The 13,360-nt window shown below is 40.3% G+C and carries 17 protein-coding genes and 2 pseudogenes; 10 read left to right on the top strand and 9 right to left on the bottom strand.

Annotation, left to right across the window (positions count from 1 at the left end):
* Positions 1-100: 100 nt before the first annotated feature.
* The 4 genes from DWZ38_RS01830 to DWZ38_RS01815 are packed head-to-tail and all read left to right on the top strand — an operon-like array spanning position 101 to position 3,160.
* Complete coding sequence (locus DWZ38_RS01830) at positions 101-520, top strand: transcriptional repressor (protein ID WP_117849531.1); 420 nt, start codon at positions 101-103, stop codon at positions 518-520.
* A gap of 11 nt (positions 521-531) precedes the next feature.
* On the top strand, positions 532-1,608 hold the full coding sequence (locus DWZ38_RS01825) for a metal ABC transporter substrate-binding protein (protein WP_117849530.1): 1,077 nt from the start codon (positions 532-534) through the stop codon (positions 1,606-1,608).
* Positions 1,605-2,318, top strand: coding sequence for a metal ABC transporter ATP-binding protein (locus tag DWZ38_RS01820; RefSeq protein WP_117849529.1), 714 nt, complete (start codon positions 1,605-1,607; stop codon positions 2,316-2,318). Before DWZ38_RS01825 ends, DWZ38_RS01820 begins: the two co-directional genes overlap by 4 nt.
* Positions 2,315-3,160, top strand: coding sequence for a metal ABC transporter permease (locus DWZ38_RS01815; protein WP_117849528.1), 846 nt, complete (start codon positions 2,315-2,317; stop codon positions 3,158-3,160). The genes DWZ38_RS01820 and DWZ38_RS01815 overlap by 4 nt, the downstream gene beginning before the upstream one ends.
* A gap of 301 nt (positions 3,161-3,461) precedes the next feature.
* Here the strand turns inward: DWZ38_RS01815 and DWZ38_RS01805 are convergent, their stop codons facing one another.
* Together DWZ38_RS01805 and DWZ38_RS01800 are read right to left on the bottom strand one after the other, a co-directional pair.
* On the bottom strand, positions 3,462-4,232 hold the full coding sequence (locus tag DWZ38_RS01805) for a sulfite exporter TauE/SafE family protein (protein WP_117849526.1): 771 nt from the start codon (positions 4,230-4,232) through the stop codon (positions 3,462-3,464).
* Entirely contained in the window at positions 4,229-4,681 is a 453-nt protein-coding gene (locus DWZ38_RS01800; RefSeq protein ID WP_117849525.1) for a MarR family transcriptional regulator, read from the bottom strand. The genes DWZ38_RS01805 and DWZ38_RS01800 overlap by 4 nt, the downstream gene beginning before the upstream one ends.
* A gap of 190 nt (positions 4,682-4,871) precedes the next feature.
* Here DWZ38_RS01800 and DWZ38_RS22605 point away from each other — a divergent pair, with 190 nt between their 5' ends.
* The gene (locus DWZ38_RS22605) at positions 4,872-5,399 is read left to right on the top strand and encodes a hypothetical protein (protein WP_243000113.1); all 528 of its coding nucleotides are present in this window, start codon (positions 4,872-4,874) and stop codon (positions 5,397-5,399) included.
* 16 nt (positions 5,400-5,415) lie between these two features.
* A complete protein-coding gene (locus DWZ38_RS22600; RefSeq protein WP_243000112.1) occupies positions 5,416-5,826 on the top strand; it encodes a hypothetical protein in 411 nt (136 codons plus the stop codon).
* Between the two features lie 69 nt (positions 5,827-5,895).
* Here the strand turns inward: DWZ38_RS22600 and DWZ38_RS22040 are convergent, their stop codons facing one another.
* The 4 genes from DWZ38_RS22040 to DWZ38_RS01775 all read right to left on the bottom strand — a co-directional run bounded on the left by DWZ38_RS22040 (position 5,896) and on the right by DWZ38_RS01775 (position 8,248).
* Positions 5,896-6,042: a hypothetical protein gene (locus DWZ38_RS22040; RefSeq protein ID WP_173767099.1), complete on the bottom strand. Its 147-nt coding sequence runs from the start codon at positions 6,040-6,042 to the stop codon at positions 5,896-5,898.
* On the bottom strand, positions 6,032-6,634 hold the full coding sequence (locus tag DWZ38_RS01785) for a sugar O-acetyltransferase (protein ID WP_117849524.1): 603 nt from the start codon (positions 6,632-6,634) through the stop codon (positions 6,032-6,034). Before DWZ38_RS01785 ends, DWZ38_RS22040 begins: the two co-directional genes overlap by 11 nt.
* An 11-nt stretch (positions 6,635-6,645) precedes the next feature.
* Positions 6,646-7,248: an HDOD domain-containing protein gene (locus DWZ38_RS01780; protein ID WP_117849523.1), complete on the bottom strand. Its 603-nt coding sequence runs from the start codon at positions 7,246-7,248 to the stop codon at positions 6,646-6,648.
* Positions 7,249-7,336: 88 nt separating this feature from the next.
* Positions 7,337-8,248: an AraC family transcriptional regulator gene (locus DWZ38_RS01775; RefSeq protein ID WP_117849522.1), complete on the bottom strand. Its 912-nt coding sequence runs from the start codon at positions 8,246-8,248 to the stop codon at positions 7,337-7,339.
* Positions 8,249-8,429: 181 nt separating this feature from the next.
* Here DWZ38_RS01775 and DWZ38_RS01770 point away from each other — a divergent pair, with 181 nt between their 5' ends.
* Complete coding sequence (locus DWZ38_RS01770; RefSeq protein ID WP_243000111.1) at positions 8,430-8,525, top strand: TnpV protein; 96 nt, start codon at positions 8,430-8,432, stop codon at positions 8,523-8,525.
* Between the two features lie 283 nt (positions 8,526-8,808).
* Here the strand turns inward: DWZ38_RS01770 and DWZ38_RS22595 are convergent, their stop codons facing one another.
* The 3 genes and pseudogenes from DWZ38_RS22595 to DWZ38_RS01755 form a co-directional block, all read right to left on the bottom strand.
* A complete protein-coding gene (locus DWZ38_RS22595) occupies positions 8,809-9,084 on the bottom strand; it encodes a hypothetical protein (protein ID WP_243000110.1) in 276 nt (91 codons plus the stop codon).
* Between the two features lie 44 nt (positions 9,085-9,128).
* A pseudogene (locus DWZ38_RS01760) lies at positions 9,129-10,022 on the bottom strand (ATP-binding protein).
* An 87-nt stretch (positions 10,023-10,109) separates the two neighbouring features.
* Positions 10,110-10,334 (bottom strand): annotated as a pseudogene (locus DWZ38_RS01755) (SAM-dependent methyltransferase); the annotation flags it as partial.
* A 252-nt stretch (positions 10,335-10,586) separates the two neighbouring features.
* Here DWZ38_RS01755 and DWZ38_RS22035 point away from each other — a divergent pair.
* From DWZ38_RS22035 to DWZ38_RS01745, 3 genes are all read left to right on the top strand, one after another.
* Positions 10,587-10,733, top strand: a complete 147-nt coding sequence (locus DWZ38_RS22035) for a hypothetical protein (protein WP_173767103.1) — start codon at positions 10,587-10,589, stop codon at positions 10,731-10,733.
* A 150-nt stretch (positions 10,734-10,883) separates the two neighbouring features.
* Entirely contained in the window at positions 10,884-11,840 is a 957-nt protein-coding gene (locus DWZ38_RS01750; protein ID WP_243000109.1) for a PDDEXK nuclease domain-containing protein, read from the top strand.
* A gap of 182 nt (positions 11,841-12,022) precedes the next feature.
* Positions 12,023-13,312, top strand: a complete 1,290-nt coding sequence (locus DWZ38_RS01745; protein WP_117849521.1) for an IS110 family transposase — start codon at positions 12,023-12,025, stop codon at positions 13,310-13,312.
* Positions 13,313-13,360: the final 48 nt, after the last annotated feature.

Genomic DNA, 13,360 nt, shown 5'->3' with positions numbered 1-13,360 from the left:
AAAAAATAAAGTATGTTAAAAATGAAAATGATTTTCATATTGACTTTAAAAAAGAACCTGTTATAATATGAAAATGATTTTCAAATTGGAGGCGCAAGCAATGAGCGAAAAAGCACAATATCGTACCAGGCAGATTACAGAGCTGGAGAATTATCTGTGCTCTATGAAAGGTAAACATGTTACGGTCAGTGATATATGTAAATACTTTAAAAGTCAGGGAAGTTCCATTGGAATTACAACGGTTTACCGCCAGCTTGACCGGATGGTAGAACAGGGCCTGGTTGCCAAATATGTGGTGGACGGAACCAGCAGCGCATGCTTCGAATATCTGGGACATGATGAGCATTGTCATAAGCATGTATGCTTTCATTGCAAATGTGAAAAGTGCGGAAAGGTGATTCATCTGGAATGTGAAGAGATGACACATCTGGGAGAGCATATGCTGGCAGACCATGGATTTCAGTGGGATTTTACCAGGACGGTGTTTTATGGAATCTGTAAGGAGTGTAGAGAAAAATAATGAGGTTGATTATGCACAAATTAACAAATAAATTCAGAAAGTTACTTTTGTCAGCTGTCACAATAGGCACTGTAGGTCTTCTTGCAGGATGCGGTGTAAGTGCGTCTGGGGTGGAATCTGACAATTCTGGTGTGACGGAAAGCCAGAGTGAGGCTAATGGAAGCGGACAAAATTATGCCGGTTCAGATAGTCAGAAGCTTCAGATTGTAGCCACCATTTTTCCGGAATATGACTGGGTAAAAGAAATCCTGGGTGAACAGGCTGACAATGTGGAGCTTACCTTGCTTCTTGGCAATGGAACTGACATGCACAGCTTCCAGCCTACAATGGAAGATATTTTGAAAGTATCCACCTGTGACATATTCATTTATGTAGGCGGCGAATCTGATGCCTGGGTAGCTGATGTGCTGAAAGGTGCCGGAAACCCGAACCGAAAGGTCGTCAATCTGATGGAGGTGCTGGGAGATCAGGTGAAAGAGGAAGAAATTGTGGAGGGGATGCAGGACGAAGATGGACACGCCCACGAAGACGGACACACCCATGATGATGATCTGGAATATGACGAGCATGTCTGGCTGTCTTTGAAAAATGCGTCTCTTTTCTGTGACACCATTTCCAGTATCCTTGCCGACGCTGATCCGGAGCATTCAAAGCTTTACCAGCAGAATGCAGATACTTATGAGGAGAGGTTGGCGGTCCTCGATCAGGAATATAAGACAACTGTAGAACAGTCTCAGTTTAAAACAGTCCTTTTTGCAGATCGTTTTCCATTCCGCTATCTGACAGATGATTATGAGCTTACCTATTATGCTGCCTTTACAGGATGTTCTGCGGAAACAGATGCAAGCTTTGAAACCATTACATTTCTTGCCGGAAAATTAGATGAGTTGAAGCTTCCGGTGGTATTCACTATAGAAAACTCAGACCAGAAGATTGCGAAAGCAGTGATTGAAAATACGAAAACCAAAGATCAGAAGATTTTGTCTTTAAATTCCATGCAGTCTGTTACAAAGAAGGAAGTAGAAGAGGGAACTACATATCTCTCTATCATGGAAAATAATCTTGAGATTCTGAAGGAGGCATTATGAAACTGATCACATGTGAAAATCTGACTCTTGGCTATGAGGGAAAAGCTATTTTGTCAGGACTGAACTTTACCGTAAATTCCGGAGATTATCTTTGTATTGTAGGAGAAAACGGGTCAGGGAAATCTACGTTAATGAAAACTCTTCTTCATCTGCAGTCGCCTATGGCAGGAACCATTACCATGGGGGATGGACTGAAAATCAATGAGATTGGATATCTTCCTCAGCAGACAGCTCTTCAGAGAGACTTTCCGGCATCTGTAGAAGAGATTGTTATGTCCGGCTTTCTGGGCAGAATGGGACTTCGCCCGTTTTATACCAAGGCCGAGAAGAAGGAAGCCAGAGAACTCATGGAAAAAACAAGAATTACCGATCTGGCTGCTCGTTGTTACAGAGAGCTTTCCGGTGGACAGCAGCAGAGAGTGCTTCTTACCAGAGCCTTATGTGCTACGAGAAAAATCCTTCTTCTGGATGAGCCGGTTTCCGGCCTGGATCCGGTGGCAACTGCGGATATGTATCAGATTATCAGTGAATTAAATAAAGAAGATCATGTAACAATTATTATGATTTCACATGACATTGGGGAAGTGGCAAATTACGCCAGTCATGTGCTTCATATCGGACACAGACTTTTCTTTGGAACAAAAGAGGAATATATGAATAGTAAGATTGGGAAACATCTTGTGACTGCAGGAGAGGAGGCAAAAGCATGAGCGGAATTATTGAAAAGCTGACATTTTATTTTCAGTATCCATTTGTGTGGTATGCGCTGATCGTTGGAATTCTCATTGCGTTGTGCTCTTCCCTGTTAGGCGTTACTTTAGTGCTTAAGCGATTTTCTTTTATCGGTGACGGACTTTCTCATGTGGCATTTGGTGCTATGGCCATTGCTTCAGTACTGAATTTCAGTAACAACATGCTGTTTGTAATGCCTGTGACAGTAATCTGTGCTGTGCTGCTTCTTCGAACCGGTCAGAGCACAAAGATAAAGGGAGATGCAGCAATTGCAATGATTTCAGTGGGAGCGCTGGCTGTGGGATATCTTTTGATGAATGTATTTTCCACGGGAGCCAATATTTCCGGAGATGTGTGCAGCAGTCTGTTTGGATCCACTTCTATTCTTACATTGACGAGAGCGGAGGTATGGCTTTGCGTAGTTGTTTCTGTCATTGTGGTGATTTTGTTTGTGGTTTTTTATCACAAGATATTTGCAGTAACCTTTGATGAGAATTTTGCCAAAGCGACAGGAACAAAAACAGATGTGTATAATTTGCTGATTGCGGTGATTACGGCGGTAATTATTGTACTGGCTATGAATCTGGTAGGCTCTCTTTTAATTTCTGCGCTGATTATTTTCCCGGCATTGTCAGCTATGCGGATTTATAAGCGCTTTCGGGCTGTGATTATTTGTTCAGCAATTTTGTCCGTGCTGTGTGCGTTTTTTGGAATCATTATTTCTATACTGGGAGGAACCCCGGTTGGCTCTACTATTGTGGCAGTAGACATAGCCGCATTTTTTGTAACAAGCATTATAGGAAAAATATTGGAAAGATAAAATGATATCAGGGGCAAAAGATCAAAAAGCCGTTCGTGCTTGCACGATAAGGCGTTTGAACTTGGGACCCGCCGAACATGAGGAAGTAACGATTTACGCAGTAAATCAGCGGATTCCGAATGTTCGAGAATTGCGGGAGCAGCTTTGCTGCGGAGCAATTCGTAGATATCAAGTTAGGGGCAAAAGACCTTTTGACCCTAACTTGATAAAATAGCAGTAACAAAAAGGACAGACAAAACAGTGTTTAAAAATACTGAGTTGCCTGTCCTTTTTTGCAATTAATGCAGGTGTAATCTGGCTGCTACTGGAAAAATTTTACCGCCAGGATAACTACGCCAAGAACGGTAAGCACAACGCCAAGTGCACGGTTCAGTGTTTTGGCAGATGCTTTGTTCGCAAATACAGCAGCAAGGCGGGCAAATACCAAAGTGCTTACAGCACAGAGAACCAGAACGGTAATGTCTGGCATACCGCCCAGATAAAAGTGACTGGCAGCACCTGTAAATGCGGTGAAGGTCATGATAAAGACACTTGTTCCGACTGCGGTTTTCAGTTCGTAACCAAGTACGGAGGTAAGGATAAGAAGCATCATCATTCCACCGCCGGCACCTATGAAACCACAAATCAGACCAATTACAGTGCCGCAGAGGATGGACTGGATAATGCGGGTTTTTTTGTCAACAGCCATCATTTTTTCCTTGGTGGTCATAACTGGTTTCACAATAAACTTAATACCGAGAAGCATAGTCATAAAAGTGGAAAAGCTTCCCATAGTATTTCCTGAGATAAATTTGGAAAGGAAGCTGGCAATAAAGGTAAAAATCATGACAGTGAACATCATTACCAGACCGTTTTTGATATCCAGGTTTTTGTTCTTTCCATATTCATAGGAAGAAACTGCACTGGCCAGTACATCACTGGCAAGCGCGATTCCGATTGCCTGATAAGGATCCATTCCGAGAAACGTGATCAGCATAGGGCTGATTACTGCAGCTGCACTCATTCCGGCGAAGCCTGTGCCAAGCCCTGCACCAAGTCCGGCAAGAATACAGACAATGACAGTTGTAATCATAATAATTCTCCTTTCTTATTGTGGGTAATTGCAAGAATATTTTCTTTGAATTTCTGTATGATTTGTGTATAAGCTGCAAGCTCTTCTTCTGAGATACCATCAGTCAGGCGCTTTCCAAATTCCTGTTGAACAGCTCGGCCTTCCTGAATGATGGGAGCACTTTTTTCTGTGATGAGCAGACGCCAGATTCGTCGGTCTATGTCATCTGGCTGTCGTAGCAGATAGCCGTTTGATACCAGAAAATCAACTGCTACAGACGCAATTCCGGTGCGAATTCCGCGAATCTCGCAGATATCTCTGGCTGTGTTGTATTTGGGGTTATTTGCCAGAAACATAAGTACATCAAAGCTTGTCTGATTCAGCTGGAATTTTTTGCATACAGGCTGACAAAAGGCTTCGTATGCCTTCATGGTTTTGGTACTAATGAAGATAAGGTCGATTGGATTCATGATGTAGTGTCACCTTCTTTACAATTGTTCTAAAATTAAACATTCTAATATTAGAATAAATTTTGCGATATGTCAATATGCGACAGCAAAAAAAGGAAAGTCTCTATATAAGGATATACGAGTTCACAAATTCTTCACAAAAAATTAGCACTCACCTATTGACAGCGGAAGTTGATTTTTGTCCTGTCTTGTGTGTCCTGGAAGTGCCTGTTTTACAGGCTTTCCGGGGCATCAGTCATTTTGTCTGGTCCAGGAAGATGACGGATATTATTTCAGTGCAGATTCCTTTATAGAAGAAATGAGAGCTATTCAGTTTACTGGAAGCTGTCAGAGTGCCTATCATTATGTGGCTTCCTGTTCAGTGAAGTGGGTAAATGATAAGTTACTGACATTTTTCAAAGACGCTGGTCTTGATGGAAAAGCAGGCTGGCAGTTGTTCAAAGAGAAAGAGTATCTTGGCAAACTGGATAATCAGAAAGAAGTTGAGAAATTACTGGAACAGTATATTCTTCGGTTTGAGCGAGATCCAAAAGAAGAACCGGAACTGAGCTGTTTTCACTTATTTGATGCAAAAGAGAATGTGAAAGGTGTCCGGGATATGGAGATTGTAGATTATCTGGTGGAGAATGTTCAGTTTTTTGTGGTGGGAATCACACCGTATTATTATGAGCATGGTGTTTTCTTGGAAGACCATGATGGGGTAAAATGGATATTATGATCCGGTTACGGGTGAAATGCTGGAACACAATCCAGATTATCTGACAATCAATCAGATACCATTTCCCTATTATCCGGAGGACAGGGAGCAGGTATTGCAGGGTGGAGAAAATATCAAAAAGTATCTTGCATCGTCTCTTCCTAACAAAGAAGAACAGCAGACATTCTGGGAGTATTTTGGATACTGCATGACACAGGATACGCAGTTTCAGAAATTCCTTACACTGAAAGGAAATGGTGGAACCGGAGAGTCTGTGGCAGTATCGCTGATCCAGCATGTAGTTGGAATCACCAATATGTCCAGCATTTCTTTACAGGATTTAAATAAACGATTCTATGCGACTGGAATGTATGGAGTATTTCTGGGGAATGGGATACATTATGGTAGTTCTGTTTGCAATTCTACAGAATGGTGCTTTTCAACATGATTTCATAGATTTTTTCATGACTCCATTCATGTGGTATGTTCGATTTTGTAAATGGCTGGTATATCCAACTTATGATAATGGATTTAACCAGAAAATAGCATATACAGGTGGAGAAGTATGGGTTATCAGGATTCTGGCAATCGTAGCTGTGCTTTTCATAGTGGGAATCTTAATAGTAATACCGTCAATGTCAAAAACAATATGCTTATACTTCATGCTGCCACCTTTCCCTGTCTGTATCAAAATAACGTAGTACCCTGCATGGATTCCCTACTGCAACACAATTAGGAGGGACAGGGCGGGTAACCACGCTTCCAGCCCCTATCACGCTGTTTTCTCCTATAGTGACTCCGGGAAGAAGAATACAGCCGCCGCCAATCCAGACATTGTTTTCTATCTCTATCGGACGTGCATAGGTTCTGAAAAATGTTGTCTTGCGTTCCCTCCAATCCGGCACAAGCCTTTCCTGTGGCAATACAGGGTGCGAAGATGTATACATCTGCACATTTGACGCAATCAATACCCTGTCACCAATTCGGATAGTTTTGTTATCCACAAAGGTACAATTCATATTGATTATCACATCATTTCCCAAAAATATATTTTTCCCATAGTCGCAATGAAAAGGCGTGTCGATTGCCACATTTTCTCCCATTCCACCCAACAGCTCCCGAAGAATGGAAGTGCGTTTTTCCATATCTACATAATCAGAAAAATAATATTCCCGTGTTAATTCCCTTGTGCGGGCAATCTGCTTTAATGTATCGCTGTCCGCAGTTTCCAAAAAATCACTGGATTCGTAATACATAATATCCCTCCTTAACGAAAACTATTTTCCACAATGCCCGGAAGCAGAGAATAGATAGAACAGCCAATCTGATTTTCAAACTGTTCTTTAATCTCTAAAATCTTTTTCCACCTGTCTATTGTCGCCGTGTGAACGCCGTACCGTATTGTCACGTCTACAAATCGCTTTTCCAAAAGACAGAACCCCGTCGGCATAGCCAATGCGTCACATAACTGTACAAGACGGTCATAATCATCATATACCGCATTTGCAACAAATTCTTTCATAAACAGGTAATCCTCATCACTGACGTCAAACTCACCGATAGATGTGGCAATATCCTGTATCATAAATGCGTGGGATATACATATCTGTGCAGCTTTTTCCCATCCGCGCTCCATACAGTACCGATAGCCGTCTATCAGATGCCTTTCCGAACTCACTCCGGCATAGCGTCCAATATCATGCAACAGCCCGAAAATATATGCCTGTTCAGAAGATAAATCTTTACAATGTGATGCGATGTTTTTACATGCTTCGGCTACAAACCGGGAATGGTCTGCCCATGCTCCCGGATTGGATTCTGACGCTTCCCTTAATGCCAGTTCCGCGGTCTGAATGTTCAGTTTTACCACCTTGCGTTCACCTCCTGTAAATTGTTGATTTTCTTTACAAGTATCATTATAATGCAAAAGACATAGGAAAAATATTTCTTTTCCGCCATTACCTATCACTATTCTGACATTTTTTCCTATATTCTATAGGTGAACAATGTGCATATTCCCGAAAAACCTTTCCAAAATAACTGCTGCTCCCTAAACCACACTCATGACTGATAACAGTAACAGCTTCCTGCCCCTTTGCCAACATCTGACAGGCAACTTGTAAACGGTAAGCTGTTATATACTCTACGGGTGTCATGTGCAGACAGTCATGGAACACTCTATAACATTCCCTTTCGCTTAAATATGCTGCCGCAGCAAGTTCCGGAATAGATATTTTTTCTCTGTAATGTTCATGAATGTATATCATCATCAGCTTTATTTTATCGTTGCTTTTGTTATGTTCATTTTTCTTTTCACGCATAGAACGAGAACGTTCAAAAAGCATGAGCCATATTTCCGTTAGAGCTTCCCGTAGTTTTATTTCATATCCAAATTCATCACCGGATAAACAAAATGAGGCAGCAAGCAGTTTCAAAATCCTTTCTTCTTCTGCATTGCCCGGAAAAAGCGGGATTACCTCAATCTGCGGGGCTGTTATGACAGGCGAAATATATTTTTGTTCAATCCTGCTTCCCTGTTCTCCGGCAAGTAAGGATACGTCGAAAATATGAAGTAACTGTATATTCTTTTCTTTCTGCGATATTGCTTTTGTCATATGGAGTACATTGGGATTTATCATGCCGCCGCTTCCAGCCGGAAACAATATTTTTCCTCCTGGCGTATCATATTCAATGCTGCCGCTTTCCATATAAAAAAGTTCCACTGTCCTGTGCCAGTGCCACGGTACATAACATCCTATATATTTGTCAAGTTCTGCCCTCGAAGCGATATAGGGAAAATCTTTTTCAAAACCGGGAAGCAATTCTTCCTTACTTCCAGTATAAAATTCAATGCTATGGATATTTTTCATGTTTGATCACCTGTACGTCTGGGATTTTGTATCTGCTTTATGGGTTAAATATACGGGAATAGCTCGGTAATTGTCAATCAATCAAAACAGATGCATTCGGAAGATTATAAAAAATAGTAGCGTCACAAAAAGGCACAAAGCCAGGTCACAAAAGCCTCACAAAATAATTAGCACTCAGGTGATGCTTTTACAGGATACAATTGGAGAACACCTTCTGGAAGTAGATAAAGCAGCCAGAGAACGGGAAGAAGTGATTTTGAAGCAGTGGGCAGAATGAGAAAAATAGGGTAAAATGGGAAGATTTTGGGAACTCATAAGAAATGATTGTGTGGTAAAGTAACTTGAAATGCCAGTTTGGCACTTCAAATGGCAGTGGAACAGAAAATGGTTATGGCGGCAGACGTACGCTACCGTATGTATTTACAGAGCAATATGGAACACACCAGGGTGTGCTTTCGGTAAGGGAATCCTTGTTGAAAGAACTGGGAACAGTGGCTATTATGATTTAGCCACAGTTTACCAGCCCGTGCACGTCAACTATTGAAAGCACCGTATACCGATTAGTTATCCAACAACCATTTCCAAATAGGAATTACCTCAATATTGATTCCATCGCAATCAATAACCGCCTCTTCGCTATTAGTAATGAGAATACATTTGGCGTTGGGGATAAAATTATTTAGCTTCACAAAGGCTCTGGTTTCACGTTTTCTTGTATCTATGTTATCCAGAACCTGCATACTGACCTGGATAGCAAGATTGTCTAATGGTACATAAAAGTCAATTTCTACATTATTCTCAAAGAAATAGACATTTTCGGTACCATAACGTCGCATCAGCTCGATTGCAACAAGATTTTCCAGCTGAGCAGATTTGCAGTCTAGCAGTCTAGCAGCATAAGTCCTAGAAGTCCGGTATCCATAAAGTAATACTTAGGAGAAGTTTCTTTTTCTACAAGTTTGGCGGCATAGTTTTGCAGAGTAAAGAGCAGGTAGGAGTCTGTCATATAGCTGACATAGTTTATTACGGTTTGTTTACCGATAGACATTCCACTACTTTTTAATATATTAGTCAGTCGGTTATACGATAAAGGTTTTGTGACAGATTCTGCAATTTTCTTTAGGATTAGCCTTATTGCAAAATTATTGGTGATTTTATTTCTGGTTATAATATCACCGAGATATACAGTTTGATAGATACTGCTTAAAAAAGCTCGTTTATTTCTTATCTCAACTAATTCTGGAAATGCTCCATAGGTTACATATTTGTTATATTGATTTTGGACATCTGCTCTGTCTTTGGTGCTAATAACATCCAGGTAATTCTTTGTCATATTATTTGCAATAAGATATTCAGAGAAAGAATATGGATAAATATTCATAATAACAAAACGCCCACCTAAAGTGGAAGCTATTTCGCTGCTTAGCATTTTACTATTACTGCCGGTAATATTGATTCGATACTTCATATCTGCAATTCTGCGAACGAAATTCTCCCACCCGTTAATATTTTGAATCTCGTCTAAAAATAAATATGGCTTGATATCAGTTTAGGATATTTCTAATCCAATTTCTAAAATGAGATTTAAATCTTCAGCAGTCATTTCCAAAAGACGCTCATCTTCAAAATTTACATAAATAATTTGGGACAAGGGAATTCCATCGGCTTCTAATTGTTTTATTTGTTGATACATCATATATGACTTTCCGGTTCTTCTGATACCAACAAAGCAATAGTTGACATTGGCTTCTAGAAAATATTGTCTTGTGCGCAAGACAATATTATGAATAAGTTGTCTTGTTCAATGAGGATAGAGATATAGATAGTATATGCGTATTGATGGGTATTATAACAGGGAGCCGATTGGCTTGTCAGATAATCCGGAAGAAGCTACATTTTCTTTTGCCCATGCAACCATACCTTTGGATGCGTCTACATGCGTTACGCTTGCTCCGGCAGCAGCTGCTGCAAGTGTTGTACATCCGGTATAGGCAAAAAGGTTCAATGCCTTGATTGGTCTTCTGGCATTTATAATCTTTTCAGAGAACCAGTCCCAGTTTGTTGCCTGTTCCGGAAGGCTGAACAATATCTGTGAACATTCACAATCACAAATCACAAACAATCACAAATTCACAAAGAGTTCACAAAATAATTAGCACTCACCTCTTGATAATGGAAGTCGATTTTTGTCCTGCTTTGTGTGTCTTGGAAGTGCCTGTTTTACAGGCTTTCCGAGGCATCAGTCATTTTGTCTGGTATTGTAAAGCAGTGTCAGATTTGTCGTAAATGTCGTAAATTTGTGGTCAAAAAATGATGAGAAATGGAGAGTGCTAATAAAATGAAATTAACGTACACGAATGTAAATGGATATCTGATCTCGAACCTTACTTATAAGTCAGGTGAACAGATGGTCTGGGTAAGAGCTGCTAATCAACACAAAGCGATTGCAGAAGAGATTATTCTCAAGGAATTGATTTATGTTTAAATGAAGGCGATGAGGTCGTGGATTGCGACATCATTATTATATGTGAACATGAAATAGCAGTAGGCAGAATGAAAGAGTTGGGGTAAAATAAGAACATAGATTTTGGAGATTTAAAGAAATCGTTTTGGGGTGTCAATCTGGAACTTCAAAATGGAAAAGTTGCGACAGTGTCGCAACAATTATCGAAAAGGAGGTTGCTTTGATGGAAAAAAACATTCTGAAAAAGAAAAAACAAGTTTGGATTCACCGAGTCCAAAATTAAATAAAAGTATGATTGCTTATCATGAAACAGGAGATTTATTTGCTGATACATGCGAAATCGTGGAGAGTGCACAAAGTATTGCGTATGCGGCTGTCGATACAATTCTGGTTCAAAGGAACTGGTTGTTGGGAAAACGAATTGCTATAGAGTGTCTGAATGAAAATGGAAAAGCGGACTATGGCAAAAAAACTATGAAAAAGCTATCAGCAGAATTAAAAGAAAAATATGGTAAAGGTTTTGATTTTAGTAGTCTGTATAAATATGTGAAATTTCATCAGGAATTTCCTCAAATTTTGGACTCACTGCGTCCAAAGTCTGGGCGTCCCTTGTCATGGACACATTATAGAATTTTGCTTCAGGAAACATCAGCAGAGGCACGGGCATGGTATGCAAAAGAAGCACAGGAGCAAACATGGTCAGTTCGGACTTTGCAACGGAATATTTCTTCACAGTATTATTACCGAATGCTCATGTCTCAAAATGTAGAACCTGTTGAAAAAGAAATGAAAGAACTGACAGCTTCTTATCAGGCTGATAAGCTGGAATTTATCAAAAATCCAGTAATAGCAGAATTTCTTGGATTATCTTCTAATACAGACTTTACAGAAAGCGAATTGGAGCAGAGAATTATCACGCATATTCAAAAATTTCTCATGGAGTTGGGGAAAGGATATGCGTTTGTAGCGAGACAACAGCATATTCGAACTGAAAAAGAAGATTATTACATTGATCTTGTTTTTTACAATTACATTTTGAAGTGTTTTGTATTGATTGATTTAAAAACGTCGGAAATTACACATACCTATTGCTCCATCATTATACAGCTTAAGCAACAAGATGGATAATTCCTTACTGGCTGTAAGGGTTATTAACCATAAATATATTGTAGCAGAAAGGAGCTTCTTGTATAATTTAAATATAAGGAATTCCGAGAAAGAAGGTTGAGAAAAAAATACCTCAGAGTAAAATAAGATTACTGACTTTGCACGGTTAGTAAAAAATCTTATTAAACAGTGAGGTACTTGAAATGAATTATAACACACAGAACGCAAAAATTGCATCTATTACGGAAAAAACTTTAATCATTGGTATTGATGTGGGAAGTGAAACCCATTATGCAAGGGCTTTTAGCTGGCGCAATTATGAGTACTCAAAGAAGCCGTTTGCTTTCAGTAACGATGAAGCTGGATTTGCAGCATTCAAAGAATGGATGGACGATATAGCAGAGAAACACGGAATGGAAGTTATTATTCCAGGAATGGAGCCAACAGGTCACTATTGGCTGAACCTTGGAGCGTACCTGCAGGAACAGGGAATGAAGCCGGTACATGTGAATCCGCATCATGTCAAGAAATCCAAAGAGCTGGATGACAATAATCCAAGTAAAAATGACCGTAAAGATCCAAAAACAATTGCAGGTCTGGTAAATGAAGGAAGATTCTCATATCCATATATCCCAACCGGGATCTATGCAGAGATCAGAAATCTGTCTAACCTTCGAATTCAGACACAGGAAGAGATCACAAAGATCAAAAACAGGATGGCCCGCTGGTTCAGCATTTATTTTCCGGAGATCAAAGACGTTTACAGGAATCCGGATGCAGTAAGCGGACTGATGGTAATCAAACAGGCACCGATGCCCTGTGATATCAGGGAACTTGGAGTGGAAGGTGTAAACAAGATATGGAGAGATGCAAGGCTGAAAGGCGCTGGGATTAAGAGGGCAACGACCCTGGTAACAGCAGCGGAGCACAGCATCGGAAATACGGAAGCACCAAGAAGTGCCAGAAAAGAGATCCGAAACCTGCTGGAAGATTACGAAGGATATAAGAAACGGATGGATGAACTTATGGAAGAGATAGAGAAAACGCTTTCTGAGATTCCCTATATAGATAAGCTGATGAAGATCAATGGGATAAGGATAAAGACGGTGAGCTGCTTTATTGCAGAAGTAGGAGACATTGGACGTTTTGATAATCCAAAGCAGGTGCAGAAGCTTGCCGGTTATGCGATTGTTGCGGACAGCTCCGGGAAACACAACGGAGAAAGCCGGATCAGTCACAGAGGAAGAAAGCGTTTGAGATATGCATTGTATGAATCTGCGATATCCGTGATCGGAAAAAACAAGGAGTTCAAAGAGATCCATAGTTATTACCGGACAAGGGAGAAAAATCCATTGAAAAAGATGCAGTCAGTGATAGCGGTGGCATGTAAGCTGATCCGGATATTTTATACGATACTAACCAAAGGTGTAGATTATGATGGTCAGAAGATGCTGAATGACATCGTAAGACCAGAAATACAGCCAGCAGCATAAAGAGAAAGAAACAGTGTATCATGGCCGGTCTGAGTCCTTCAGAGAGGG

Source organism: Ruminococcus sp. AF31-8BH, from assembly GCF_003460605.1.
GTDB classification, from domain to species: Bacteria; Bacillota; Clostridia; order Lachnospirales; family Lachnospiraceae; genus Blautia_A; species Blautia_A acetigignens.
This window is presented reverse-complemented; position numbering and strand designations above follow the sequence as displayed.

Excerpts from the sequence above, each read along its gene's own strand:
- DWZ38_RS01775 (WP_117849522.1), bottom strand. The coding sequence starts at position 8,248 with ATGAAAAATATCCATAGCATTGAATTTTATACTGGAAGTAAGGAAGAA.
- DWZ38_RS01830 (WP_117849531.1), top strand. The coding sequence starts at position 101 with ATGAGCGAAAAAGCACAATATCGTACCAGGCAGATTACAGAGCTGGAG.
- DWZ38_RS22595 (WP_243000110.1), bottom strand. The coding sequence starts at position 9,084 with ATGCGACGTTATGGTACCGAAAATGTCTATTTCTTTGAGAATAATGTA.
- DWZ38_RS01770 (WP_243000111.1), top strand. The coding sequence starts at position 8,430 with ATGCTTTTACAGGATACAATTGGAGAACACCTTCTGGAAGTAGATAAA.
- DWZ38_RS01745 (WP_117849521.1), top strand. The coding sequence starts at position 12,023 with ATGAATTATAACACACAGAACGCAAAAATTGCATCTATTACGGAAAAA.
- DWZ38_RS01815 (WP_117849528.1), top strand. The coding sequence starts at position 2,315 with ATGAGCGGAATTATTGAAAAGCTGACATTTTATTTTCAGTATCCATTT.
- DWZ38_RS01825 (WP_117849530.1), top strand. The coding sequence starts at position 532 with ATGCACAAATTAACAAATAAATTCAGAAAGTTACTTTTGTCAGCTGTC.
- DWZ38_RS01805 (WP_117849526.1), bottom strand. The coding sequence starts at position 4,232 with ATGATTACAACTGTCATTGTCTGTATTCTTGCCGGACTTGGTGCAGGG.
- DWZ38_RS01750 (WP_243000109.1), top strand. The coding sequence starts at position 10,884 with ATGGAAAAGTTGCGACAGTGTCGCAACAATTATCGAAAAGGAGGTTGC.
- DWZ38_RS22600 (WP_243000112.1), top strand. The coding sequence starts at position 5,416 with ATGCTGGAACACAATCCAGATTATCTGACAATCAATCAGATACCATTT.
- DWZ38_RS01820 (WP_117849529.1), top strand. The coding sequence starts at position 1,605 with ATGAAACTGATCACATGTGAAAATCTGACTCTTGGCTATGAGGGAAAA.
- DWZ38_RS22040 (WP_173767099.1), bottom strand. The coding sequence starts at position 6,042 with ATGAAGTATAAGCATATTGTTTTTGACATTGACGGTATTACTATTAAG.
- DWZ38_RS22035 (WP_173767103.1), top strand. The coding sequence starts at position 10,587 with ATGAAATTAACGTACACGAATGTAAATGGATATCTGATCTCGAACCTT.
- DWZ38_RS01800 (WP_117849525.1), bottom strand. The coding sequence starts at position 4,681 with ATGAATCCAATCGACCTTATCTTCATTAGTACCAAAACCATGAAGGCA.
- DWZ38_RS01785 (WP_117849524.1), bottom strand. The coding sequence starts at position 6,634 with ATGTATTACGAATCCAGTGATTTTTTGGAAACTGCGGACAGCGATACA.